This is a genomic window from Mucilaginibacter achroorhodeus, from assembly GCF_007846095.1.
GTDB classification, from domain to species: domain Bacteria; phylum Bacteroidota; class Bacteroidia; order Sphingobacteriales; family Sphingobacteriaceae; genus Mucilaginibacter; species Mucilaginibacter achroorhodeus.
This window is the reverse complement of sequence record NZ_VOEI01000005.1, coordinates 101822-115228: the sequence shown is the minus strand read 5'-3', so window position 1 is coordinate 115228 and position 13407 is coordinate 101822. Positions and strand designations below refer to the sequence as shown.

At 42.9% G+C, this 13407-nt stretch carries 6 protein-coding genes; all 6 read right to left on the bottom strand.

The annotated features are described in order from the left end of the window. Positions 1 to 2: 2 nt before the first annotated feature. The 6 genes from FPZ42_RS14340 to FPZ42_RS14315 all read right to left on the bottom strand — a co-directional run bounded on the left by FPZ42_RS14340 (position 3) and on the right by FPZ42_RS14315 (position 13305). Positions 3 to 2291, bottom strand: a complete 2289-nt coding sequence (locus FPZ42_RS14340; RefSeq protein ID WP_146272345.1) for a family 20 glycosylhydrolase — start codon at positions 2289 to 2291, stop codon at positions 3 to 5. A 19-nt stretch (positions 2292 to 2310) separates the two neighbouring features. Beyond that, complete coding sequence (locus FPZ42_RS14335; protein WP_146272344.1) at positions 2311 to 3750, bottom strand: alpha-L-fucosidase; 1440 nt, start codon at positions 3748 to 3750, stop codon at positions 2311 to 2313. A gap of 62 nt (positions 3751 to 3812) precedes the next feature. Beyond that, complete coding sequence (locus FPZ42_RS14330) at positions 3813 to 5153, bottom strand: vanadium-dependent haloperoxidase (RefSeq protein WP_146272343.1); 1341 nt, start codon at positions 5151 to 5153, stop codon at positions 3813 to 3815. Further along, positions 5150 to 8380: a VCBS repeat-containing protein gene (locus tag FPZ42_RS14325; protein WP_222431589.1), complete on the bottom strand. Its 3231-nt coding sequence runs from the start codon at positions 8378 to 8380 to the stop codon at positions 5150 to 5152. The genes FPZ42_RS14330 and FPZ42_RS14325 overlap by 4 nt, the downstream gene beginning before the upstream one ends. Before the next feature lie 124 nt (positions 8381 to 8504). Next, complete coding sequence (locus FPZ42_RS14320; RefSeq protein WP_146272342.1) at positions 8505 to 10082, bottom strand: SusD/RagB family nutrient-binding outer membrane lipoprotein; 1578 nt, start codon at positions 10080 to 10082, stop codon at positions 8505 to 8507. Between the two features lie 7 nt (positions 10083 to 10089). Beyond that, on the bottom strand, positions 10090 to 13305 hold the full coding sequence (locus FPZ42_RS14315; protein ID WP_222431588.1) for a SusC/RagA family TonB-linked outer membrane protein: 3216 nt from the start codon (positions 13303 to 13305) through the stop codon (positions 10090 to 10092). Positions 13306 to 13407 lie beyond the last annotated feature (102 nt).

Here is a 13407-nt window from a genome sequence, read left to right as displayed (position 1 = left end):
TATTAGTTTTTAAACCATGTTGATGGCACCTCTGCCGGCGTGCTGCCATTGAAACTGTATTTCAGTTTAAGCGCAAAGCCGCCGCCGCCTTCTATAAACTTTAATAGGAAAGGCTGTAAACCCTTGCCCAAAGCTACCTGCCCGTTCTTTTCCTGTGCGGAGTGCAGACCATCATTATCTACCACCATGCGGTCGGCAATTTTTAAGATACCACCATCGTCGCAAGTTAAATAGAACGTATAGATACCACTTTCGGGTACATTAATATATCCTTTATAAACCAACGCGAAAGAAGGTGCATTCACAGAAGCCGGCACAACGATATTGTTAGCGGTAAAGCTACTGTCAGGTTTCTTAGACTCGATCAATGAGGTTTGCTTGAAAAACGCCTTGTAATAATCGCATTTTAAACCAGCAGTAATATTTGCCTTTACGGCGGGTGCCAATGATTGCTGTTTGTAAGTGATGTTATAAATATCGCCTCTGAGGCCGTTTGGCATAAAGGCGGCTAATTTGATATTGGTGCTTTTAGTGATGTTTAACGGGCCCGCCAAAACCATTGAATTTGTTTGTGGTAGCGTACCATCGGTTGTGTACCTGATAGTCATTTCAGCAAGTGGTTTTTTAAGGCTTAACACGGCATTGTTTGTAAAAACGTTCTCACTAACAATACCGGGAATATCAGGCAGGCGATAATGCACCTTTAAAGCATCCATCCTTTTGTATTGGTCTGTAAGTCTTTTCAGATAGCCATCGTAATTTTTAGCATCGCCGTTCCACAATCTTTCTGCAAGTGCAGTCATGCGTGGCATAAACATGTAATCAGCGCGATTTTCAGACGGAATTTTTTCTGTCCAGATGTTTGCTTGTGCACCTATAATAGCTTTCGCTTCTTCCTTATTCAGCTTCGCCGGGATCGGGTTAAAGTGATAAACTTTATAAATAGAATACTGGTCGGCAGGGTTATCAAAGTACAGCGGTTCGCCCGGCGTCATGATCACCGAGTTACCATTTTTGGCTGCCTTAACAGGTGCATCCGGTACCCAGGTTCGCCAATACATGATAGTAGCCGTCGGACTAATGCCACCTTCTATCACCTCGTCCCAACCTATCAGTCTTCTGCCTTTTGAATTGAAATATTTTTCCATCCGGTTGATGAAGTAACTGTGCAAGCCAGCCAGGTCTTTAATGCCTTCGCGTTGCATCATCGCTTTACATTCTGCAGATTTTGCCCAATCAGTACGGTCAACCTCATCGCCTCCAATATGAATGTATTGCGATGGGAATATCTGCATGATCTCATCAAACACATTCTGGGCAAATTCATAAGTTGTTTCATTACAAGGGCAAATAGGCTTAGAGAACAGCTCACCAAACTTATTCTCACCGTTACAGGTTAAGAACGGGTATGAGGTGATGGCTGCCATCATGTGGCCGGGCATATCAATCTCAGGGATGATCTCGATGTGCTTTGAGGCAGCATAAGCAACCAGTTCTTTCAGCTGCGCCTGTGTGTAATAACCACCATATAGGGTTTTACCATCGCGTTGAATAATATGTGATTTATCAATCTCAAAATCAGGGTTATCTTTTGCCATTTTCATGCAGGCAGAGTCCTGGTTGTTAAAAGTGCGCCATGCGCCTTGCCGGGTTAGCAGTGGATATTTTTTAATTTCTACGCGCCAGCCCTGGTCGTCGGTTAAGTGCAAATGAAACTTGTTCATTTTATACAAAGCCATCAGGTCGATGAATTTGTGCAGGTAGCCGATAGAGAAAAAGTGTCTTGAAACATCCAGGTGCATACCACGCCATGCGTACTCGGGCTGGTCGGCTATGCTTACGGCCGGCAAGCTCAAAGTTTTACCGTGATATGAGCCATTTTCTAAACCTATCGGCAACAACTGCCTGATGGTTTCTACCGCCCTGAACATCCCTGCCGGGGTGCGCGATTTAATTGTCACCGCGGCCGGCGTGATATCCATATGATAACCCTCGATAGGCAAAGTTTCATCATAAACCATGTTTATGGCTTTTGATCCTGCACCGGGTTTAAGGGTAACACCCAATCCGCGTTTAATTAACTGGTTAAGCTGCGCAACCTCGTTAGTAAATTTACCGGGGGCGGCATTTATTCGGGTTGTCGGCGTTATCGTAAACGCACCTGTGCCTGCGGTTAATGATGCAGGGTAAGGGATAATATCGTATCTATCGCCTTGTGCAAATACCGGTTTAACGGCAACGCCGGCAAGGCATAATAAAAAGAATATAATTCCTTTTCTTGAATTTTTCATGTATGTAGATGTAACTGTATTAGTAAGCGATCTTAAACGTTGCCGCTTGCTTTAATCCGTTATTAGCTTGCAAGGTTGATGGTATATCAATAACAATAGCATCTTCCTTTTTAGCCCATTTTACTTTTGATCTAAGCCCTAAAATTTTCACGCTTTTAACGCCTTTAGGATTCTCGACATGCATAGTGATACTGGCTGGTAATGTTACATTCTCTGATGCCGATGTTAAGAAACCATATACAGCCTTGCCATTTTCTGCCTTAGTATAGAAAACATTATTTTCTGAATATGGAGCAACCGGTACGGAATTGTAAATACCTTCCTGGTTAATAGCCATCCACTTACCTATATCTGCCAGGCGGTTATAAGCTGTAGGGTCCCAATCACCATCAGGGCCGGGGCCAATGTTCATCAATAGGTTTCCGCCTCTTGATACGATCTTTACTAAAAGATTAACGATCTCGTTTGCCGATTTGTATTTATCGCCGGGCACATAACTCCACGAATTACCCATGGTGATGCAGCTCTCCCAAGGATGATCGAGCGGCTTGTTTGGAACTGTTTGCTCAGGAGTAGTGTAGTTTTCATATTCGCCCGCTACCGTACGGTCTACCACTATGAGGCCGGGTTGTTTAGCCCTCGCCATTTTGGCAATACGTGGCATATCAATATCCTGGTTAAAGGTGATGGCTTTTTGCCAATCAACCGTGGTATCGATAGTGCTTTTTGGCCTTACCCATCCGCCATCTAACCACAGAATATCTACCTTGCCATAATCCGTCATCAACTCGCCTATCTGGTTATAAGTAAAATCCTTGAATTTCTGCCAGCGATCAGGGTGTTTGGCAGGGTCGTAATTAACGTTCCTGTCTTTTGGCGGGAAGTATGGCCACCAATAGTCTTCAGAATGCCAGTCGGGCTTTGAGAAATACGCCCCTATCATGAAGTTTTCCTTAGAAAAGGCGTTAAAGATCTCTTTGGTAACGTTTGCCCTTGGGTTTGACGAGAAGGGTGTTTTGCTCGATGAGATCTTATAATCTGTTTGTTTGGTATCAAACATACTGAAACCATCGTGGTGTTTGGTTGTAAAAACCACGTACTTCATCCCGGCAGCTTTGGCGGCTTTTACCCATTTCTCGGGAGCAAACTTTGTGGGATTAAAGGTAGTTTGCAGGTTCTCATATGCTGCTTTGTAACCATTGTACGTAGCGCTGTACGGGCCTTTGCGTTGCGTCCATCCTTCATCTTCAGGACAAATGCTCCAGCTTTCTACTACACCCCATTCGCTGTAGGTACCCCAATGCATAAACAGACCAAACTTTAATTTCTGCCATTTTTTAAGATTTGCCTGCACCGCTGGGTCTGATGGCGCTATGTAATTGGCGGACATGTTGTGTTCCTGCGCACGCAACAGAAACGGACAGATCAAAAGGAAAAGTAAAAAACGAATTGTTCTCATATTTTTAATTATCTATCGACAATAAGGTAGATGCAGCGCCTTATATTAAAGCCTGCCTGATATTATTTAGCAAAAGGCTGTAATCCTGCTGCCTTTAATTTGCTGATCACAATGTTACCCACTTCTTTACCCTGCACGTTGCCCTGCGTTACACTCTCCATGTAGTGTATGCCCCCGTAAAAGCGCGACATGGATGCTTCTGCGGCTGCCTGCCTAAACGACTTGAACGAACGCTGGCTGCTACCAAAAGGCACTTCAGTATTGTCTGTGAAGTTGAAGTTATCGCCAAGCAAATAAGTAAGTAGTTCTGCAGATGCATTTGATACTACAGCATGACCACTGGTAAACTCGGGGAATGGTGGTGTTTGCAGCACAGGCTGCCATTTTACATCAATATACCTGTTAATAAAAGTTTCAGGGCGTATGCGGTCGCTGTTGTATTTTTCATCCCAACAGCTTATAAAGGCATCCATTAAGGTAGCACCTTCTACAGTAAGTGCGGCTACAGTTTGATCGAAACTTAGCTTAGCCTGCCTGGCAACCTGCCCCGTCAAATGCATCCAATGGCCCCCCGGACTGATCTTTTTAAACCCGATAGCCATGTGGCCAGATGTGGTAATAGCAAACGGGTTGCAATCCCAGAACATGGCCTGGTTTATCTGCTCAACGCTCAGGTGTTTGGATTGATTGTAAACCTCCATTACCTGTTTATAGAATGCCGAAGTTGTATCCTTATTGAAAGGCACGAGTTTAGCGGCTTTACATTGCCTCGCCGAATCGAGCAACATCACTCTTATGGTACGCCAGTTTGGTTCTACCGCTTCAAAATATCCCGGCGGTGTTGGATACCATTTTCCGTCAGCTTTTGATGGTGTATAACGTTTTAGGGCACTTAACTTGTTGTAATTATCAGATTTAGAAAAAGCCAATACATCTTTTGAGGCTGCTAAAGCGGCTTTGATAGAATTGTCTATTACATCCTGTTTAACACCAGTTTTCTTTAACAGTGTCACAAATTGTGTCTGATCATCTTCTAAAAGCGCGCCTGATGGTAACAACTGCTTACCTATCTCCAGAATAGAGTAGTAAGAGGCAATTTTGTAATCGTACTTGCCTTTCAGCGTATCTAAAACGCCGGTAGGTTGGTATGCTTTAACGATGCTTTTTAAGGCCGGAATACTTTGGGTATTAGCCTCTACCAGGTTGTAAGCGCCCATCATACTATATGCATAATAACGCGCAGCCACCGGCGGACTAACCACATCATGTATCATTACCATGGTCAAAGCATTAACAGCATGATCGGGCTGCAGATAATCGGGGTATGTTTTGCTGCTTTGCGCAGATGCGGCACCCGAAATAAAAGCAGCTGCTATAAACAAGTATTGTTTAATACCTCTCATCGTTTAAAAAATTGAAGCGGGTTACCTGATGTACCGATGATCAAATAATCGGCATTAGCCCCCCTGGTTTCCATGGCTGATTTTACATCGCCGGTTATAGACAGACCGGATGATGGCTGCGGAACGTAAATAAATCTACCCGTGCCATCGCCCTTTAACAACACGCCGTAATTGGCATCTATGCTACCTATCTTTAAGCGATTATCGGATTTATTGCCTAATAATAATAAATCCTTTTTGCCGTCCTTATTAAAGTCGTTTACCAATATCTGCGTAACCGGCGCAAATTGGGCTTCGATTGGCAGGGCCATGGCGTTAAACTTACCACCCCTGTTGATGAACAAGGTTGTAGTTATTGTATTAGCAGTTAGCTTTTGTGCTTTGGCCATTTGCTCAGGTGAAAGGATGTCTTTCATCGTTGCGTCCGCATAAGCCTTGTATGAGTTGAACTTACGACGCATCGGATAGATCTGCTCGTTCAACTCGTCGCGGCTCACAAATGGATAGCTGGTGCCACCATTATAAAAATTGAGAAAAGGATCTATAGAGCCGTTTTCATCAAAATCAGCATAATAAAGATCAGCAGGTTCTTTATCCGTAGCATGTATCTGTGAGTTATCACCTAAGTTGCCTGCAATAAGGTCTGGCCTACCATCACCGTTTACATCTGCAATAGCCATTTTGAACCAAAATCCACTCTGTGAGGTATTGAAATAATCCGCAGTGCGATCTTCAAAACCTTTAGCTGTGTTAATGAATACTTTTATCGGCATCATCTCGCCGCAAAGTATAAGGTCTTTACGTTTATCGTTATCAAGGTCGACCCATTGCGCATCAGTTACCATACCTAATTTTGCAAACGGTACATCTGCAACGGTAAAATGGCCTTTGCCATCATTAATCAGCAGGTAGCTTTGCGGAGCAAGCGGATATTTACCAGGCACTACCCTACCGCCCACAAAAATGTCCATGTCACCATCGCCGTCAAAATCGCAAGGCGCTACGCAACTTTTGCTGTTAGCATTTATAACAGGTAAAGATGTTTTGGTAAGCACAAAACGGCCGTTCCCCTCATTCAGGTATAATTCATCCTGCAGATCGGGTGTATTTGGCTCATAATTCCCATAGCCACCTTTTGCGAGGTAAAGATCAGGCTTACCATCGCCATTTGCATCAAGGAAGGCTGCAGCAGCTATGTTGCCGATATTATCGGAATATCCCCGGATCAATTCAACCGGCTGATAAGAGCCATCAGGTTGCTGAATAAACAATTTGCCCGGACTACCCTTTTCGCCGCTCACAAAAATATCTTCCAACTTGTCACCATTAACATCGGCTTTAGCCATTACCGGAGTAGCTCTGGAATACATGAACGTCATCAGCAATTGGCGCTTAAAATCGTTGTCGGTTATCTCATCAGCCTTGTAATCGATGATTGGTTTAACTTCGTTTAATAGTTTTGGTGCGGGTGTTTCCAAAGCAGCCATGGCTGTTGGCTTATGGTCAACTATAAGTTGCTGGTCAGCTTTAACATCGCGGAGATATTGCACGGTTTGATCTGGCCAGATGATCTTTACCGAATCTATCCTGGTCTGATTCCCCAGTCCAAAATTCAAGGTGGTTGATACCGAAGACAAATAACCTCTTCCGGGGATCAGTTCCTGGTACTGCTCACCCAGCGGACTGTAAACATAAATTTTTGCGCCGATGGCCGCAGTGTTTTTGCCAGCTCCTTTTAACTTAAAGGCGATGTAATGGGTTTTAGAGTTATCTGCAGCAGTGTTCTGATAAATTGCAGCAGGCTGATTAATAGCGTTTACCACAAGGTCCAGGTCGCCGTCATTATCCAGGTCGGCATACACAGCACCACCAGAAATATTTTGCTGATTTAAACCCCATTCAACCTGCTTATTAGTGAAAGTAAGATCGTGGTTGTTACGGAAAATATAATCAGGCACCGGGGTTGATGGCATCGCTTTCACCAGATCCATCAACAGGAAAGGCTCCCCAGCCATGGCCTTTTTTATCTTATAATCGCCCCAATAGCGCAGAAAGTCTTTGTTAGTGTAATCTCTTAAATAGCCGTTAGATATAAAAAGGTCTTTATAACCATCATTATCAAAATCGGCAAGAAGCGGGCTCCAGCTCCAATCGGTATTTGAAATACCTGCAAGCTGTCCAATTTCACTGAACGTGCCGTCGCCGTTATTTAGCTGCAGCATATTACGCATGTATTGGTTGTATAATCCCTGGCTCTGCATTAAGGCAAAAGCCTCATAATTCTCCTCTAACTGAAGCGATTTTTGCCTGTGATTATCTGCAGGCAGCATATCAAGGGTTAAGATATCAGAGAAACCATCATTGTTGTAATCGGCGATATCAACACCCATAGAGAAATGTGACATGTGCCTTACCATCTCTTTTGAGCGCTCGGCAAATTTGCCATCGTGTGTGTTAATATAGATGTAATCGGGTTCGTTGTAGTCGTTAGTTACGTAGATATCAAGCCAGCCGTCTTTGTTAATGTCTGATACGGCTACCCCTAAACCAAACGTTAGCGGGTTTTGGATAATACCTGCATTTTTGGATACTTCTACAAATTTACCGTTATCGTTACGATAGAGTTTGTTACTTGCTAAAAGGTCCGTTTGTTCCTTAAAGCGTGCAAGCTCCATGTTATCTATTTTTTTTATGTTGTGATTTAGCAGGAACATATCCAGATCGCCGTCATTATCGTAATCGAAAAATACGGCCTGGGTGCTGTAGCCTGTGTCAGCAAGATCGTATGCCGCAGCCTGTTCCTCAAATTTGTTGTTTCCTTTATTGATGAATAATTGGTTTGCCCGGGTAGCATCGTCTTTTTTGCCCGAATAGCAAACGTAAATGTCCAGTAGCCCATCGCCGTTAACATCGGCCATGGTAACACCTGTTTTCCAACCATTACTACGGCCCGCTAAATCGGCACCGGCCTGGCTGGTAATATCTTTAAATTTTAAGCCACCAAGGTTAAGGTAAAGCTTATTGGGTTTCATGTTGCCTGTGAAGAAAAGGTCAGGCAAACCATCATTATTAATGTCGCCAACTGCAACGCCGGCACCATTATAAAAGTATTCATATGACAGTACGTTCAATGACTCAGTTTCTGAAATATCATTACTGAACTTAACGCCTGTTTGGGTTGGGGGTAATAGTTTAAAAAGTGTTTGCGCAGGCAGAGAACCAGGCAAGCAAGTAGCCGCAAAAAGAATTAAGCAGCTTAAATAATTAGGGATCTTCAACACTACATCAAACTTAAAAAAGTAATTCGTAAAGAGGCATCGCCTCTTTACGAATTAACTAAAATCGGGCTTATTATTTATCCCACCAAACACGGGTAGCAAAATTATCCGCACCCTGTCTTTGCACAGCTGCGTTATAATTAGCCCCGTTTTGTTGTAATTGACTGGTTGGATAAGGCATTCTACGCGGTACCTGACCAGTTATATATTGACCTGGGAAAACAACAGGTGTTAATACAGGGAACCCTGATCTTCTCCAGTTTGCAAACGTTTCGTTATAGTTGAAAGTAGCAGAAGTTGTTACCCAATACTCCAGGTTAATCTGTTGTAAAGCAGTAGCCGGGTTAAGTGGGTTTGCCGCTACGTAGGTTGCAATAGCTGCATCACTAACAGTAGCAATTGGAGTGGCATTGTAACCAGCCAAAGTTTTCATATCAGCGGTTAAAGCATTTGCAAAGTGAGTAGCTGCAACACCAGTATTCCAGCCTCTTGATGCTGCCTCCGCTAATAATAATTCAGACTCACCATAAGTGTAAATATAGTTTGCACTTCCTCTGTCAGCATAAACCTGGAAACGAGGACGAGAATATTTACCAAGAGGTGCAGGAGCGTCAGTTGCACTTGCGGCAGGTGTTGCGCCAGGATAACCGGGAGCATTAGCAATGCTGCTTATGGTGTATCCATTCGGCATACCTTGCTGCAGGCTTGCAGTGTTGTCACCAGCGGTTTGATTTTGGTTAGCGGCAAGGCCGTTACCAATAGCTATTTCTGCAATTGCTGGTATACGAGGATCGTTTTTCGATTTCATATAATCGATAAGCGTTTTGCCCCATCTAACCTCTCTGAAGTCGTCTGGTGTACGCATAACATCTGAGTTACTGCTTGTTGCGTTAGCCGGGTCAGCCATAACTTTCGCGTCATCTGCAATGCTGCTCATTGTACCACCCGCGAATGCCTTTTCAGCATAAGTTTTTGCGGTTGCCGGGTCAACTTTCACTAAACGCATACCCAATTTCAACATCATCGAGTAACCAAGGCGTTTCCATTTGCTAACATCACCTTTGTAAAATAAATCAGCAGTAGGGCCCACCTTTGAAGCATCAAGAGCCGCAGTTGCAGCATCCAATTGTGCCAGCATATCTGCGTAAATGGCTTGCTGTGCATCATATTTAGGTGTAAAGTTACCTGATTTAGCCAAACCTGCTTCTGAGTAAGGTACATCGCCATACAAATCGGTAAGACGCTGTACTTCCATTACCCGCAAAATTGTAGCACAAGCATTAAGATTAGTGTACTCAGGCTTGTCCTTGATAAGAGCTTGCATTTCAACAATCAGCGTTAATGCGCTATAAGTCCTGTTCCAGGGGTAGCTAAAGTAACCAGAACCAGCGCCGCCAAAAACGTACTTATCACCGTTGTAGTAGTAGCTAAAGGTTGAGGCCAAAGATTGCATCCACTCACTTTGGAAAAGCAGTTGGTCATAACCAGTTTGCGAAAATGTGATCTGCGACTGCGATAAGAAATAATTTGGGTTAATTAAATTACCGGTCGTTTTATTGGGGTCAGTGTTTATCGCCTCAAAATTCTTTGTACAGCTGGCCATAAATGTAGCACCCGCTACGAGGCAACTGAAAATATATCGTTTTTTCATTTTCTGTTTAGTTTTTGAATTTAAAGTTCACATTTAAACCATAAGTCCTGGCGAAAGGTAAACTGCCACCTTCGATACCTGCATATCTAACATCGTTTGAAAAACCTGACTCTGGATCGATATTCTTGGTATGTTTCATAATAGTCCAAAGGTTACGACCAACTGCTGATACGCCAATGCTGCTGAACGGTGTTCCTCTCAAGAAGGCAGCGTTAAAGGTATAGCCAAACGTAATTTGGCGTAGTTTAATAAAGCTACCGTCTAACACATCAACCGTGTAAACGTTACGCGCTAATGCCTGGTAATATGTTTGTGCTGGAACGCTGACAGTGTTTGGAGTACCGCTTTCTGTAACGCCTACACCAACAACACCGGTTTCACGACCATTTAACGTAAGTTTATTTAAACCTCTAAAAATACTGGCTTGCTCAGTAGCTGACAAAACCTTGTTACCAAAACGGTAATCAACCAGGAAACCTAAATTAAATTGTTTGTAGTTAAATGTGTTATTTAAACCGCCATAAATTTTAGGGATTGTAGAACCCATAGGAATTAAATTTCCGGTTTGTGGCAGACCATTACTGTCAAAAACGATGTTACCAGATGCATCACGTTTGTAATCTGCAGCAAGTATCTGCGGACCAGGTAAACCAGCAACAAGGGCTGTAATAGCTAAACCGTTGGCTGCAGAAGGACGGAACCTACCAAAGTTGATGTTATCGTTTGTTACACCATCTGTTTGCAATATCTTATTTTTAACATAGGTGAAGTTAAATGACGGGGTCCAGCTGAAGCCCGATGTTGATCTTACAGGTGTACCATGGATCTCAAACTCTATACCTTTATTTTGGGTAGAACCGGTGCCGATATACCTGTTTGTATAACCTGTAGACCAGTCTAAGTTTCCGTTAATGATCTCGTTGTTTGTTTTACGAGAGAACAACGTAAGGTCGAAACCTAATCTATCGCCCCAGAACTTCATTTCTAAACCGGCCTCAACCTCTTTTAAGGTAAATGGTTTTAAGAAAAGGTTTGGTAACTGGCTGCTAAAGCCCGCAGTAGGTACGCCATTGATCGCATTATTTAAATTGTAGTAAACGCTGTTTGAATAAGCAGCGGCATCATTACTTGTTTGTGCAAACGATAAACGCACTTTACCCAGGTCAACACCATCCATTTTATGCAACTCAGAGAATATGAAACTACCTGAAACAGAAGGTGAGAATATACCAGGACCTACAGATTTAGCAATGGTACTGTAATAATCATAACGACCGGTTGTGCTCAACACCAAGTAGTCTTTGATGGAAAAATCTGCTGAATAGTAAGCCGAGTTAACTTGCTTATTGGTAATTAGATCAGTGCTTGGGCCAGAGTTACGTGAACCGAAGTTTGTAAGGCTATAGAAGTAAGGTATGATGAAACCGCCCTGTCCTTCAATAAAAGTGCCATCAGCATTTGATTTGCGAATGTTACCACCAGCGGTAAAGTCAACGTTTAATAGGTCTTTAACAAGGCTGTGTTTTGCATTTAACAAAATGTCAGTGTTAAACTCTGTAATTTGTGCATTGGCTTGTCTCATTGTTCCGTTATCCCCGCGGTAACCGGTACCCGTAGGTTCAATATCAATACGCTTGTCATTACTTACATCGTACCCTACACGGCCTTGTAAGTAAAGCCAATTTGTAAAATCGTATTTGGCCGACAACGCAGATATTAACCTGCTTCTTTGAGTATTCTTTTGAAAATAATTTGCAGCAAAGTAAGGGTTGGTTACATAGCTATCATCGGTAAAGGTTAACTCCTTACCATCCGGAGTTACACCCGGAGCTAAAGTAGCCTGATCCTGGTTAGGCGCTAAAAACTGAACGTTATTAGGGTTTCCCGGACCGTCACTTAAGCCAGATCTGTTTTTAGAATTTTCTAAAACATAATTGGCAACAACGTTAACATTCAACTTGGAAGTTACTTGTTGGCTTCCGTTAAAGTTAAACGTTTTCCTGTCCAGATAGCTGTTGGGTACCATAGAATTGGCACGAAGATCTGACAAAGATAACCTGAAGGTACTTTCTTTACCACCGCCCGAAAAAACAGCAGTATTTGTAAACGAAGGAGCAGTGCGATAAAAATCAATGTAATTGCTAACCGGAGAGTATGGGTGGTCTTTGCCATCAATTTGCGGCACCATGCTGCCATCCATTTTTGTACCCCATGCCAAGCTGCCTGAGTTACGTGCTTCGTTAAGTGAAGTTGGCTTCGCAGCTACACCGGCAGCATTTAATATACCCTGGCCATATACTTGTTGAAAATCAGTATTATCTACAGGTTTATCAAATTGAATATTGGTGTTGAATTCAACACCAAAAGCCGAATTCTTTTTACCAGATTTTGTAGTGATCAAAATTACACCGTTAACAGCACGTGAACCATACAACGCTGACGCAGACTGACCTTTCAGTACTGTCATCGATTCAATATCGTCGGGGTTGATATTTGAGATACCATCACCGTAATCAGCTCCACCCCACTCACCAGAAGCGCCTCTTTGCGTATTATCCATAGGTACGCCGTTTATAACATATAAAGGGCTGCCGGCTGTAAAGCTGGTTAAACCACGCAATAACACGCGCGCAGATGAACCCGGACCACCGTTTGATGAACCAACGCTTAAGCCGGCCACGCGGCCTTGAAGTGATAAAGCAACGTTAGTTTCTTTAGCTTTATTAAGCGCATCACCATTTACTGTTGATACTGCGTAACCAAGCTTCTTTTGATCTTTAGATATACCGAGTGCCGTTACAACAACCTCATTTAAGCCTTTGGCCGATGGGTTCATTTTCACACTGATAGTAGTTCTGCCACCTACAGCTACTTCCTGAGATTGGTAACCTATGAAAGAGAAAACAAGTGTTGCGTTGTCTGGAGCGTTTAATGTGAAGTTACCGCTTGCATCAGTAACAGTACCACCAGAAGTGCCTTTAACGCTAATTGATACACCTGGTAGTGGTGCGCCGTTCTCATCTACAACTTTACCTTTAATTACGGCAAAGTTTACAAGCTTATCAACGTTTACGGTTGCTTTTGTAAGTGGAAATGCACTGGCTACCGAAGGTAACACAGCCGGAACGGTTAAAGCAAGTGTCAAATTCATTATAAATACAGACTTCTTGGAAGATAGCCCGCATTTATTAAGTACACCTTTTGGGTGTTTAATAAATTTCATACTATTTGTTGTTTAAGTTAATTAAGTTTTTCAGTCCAGTTTAAGCCATGCAAAATCGGGGCTTACCGATTTATCTAAAAAGAAATATTAGCATGGTATTGA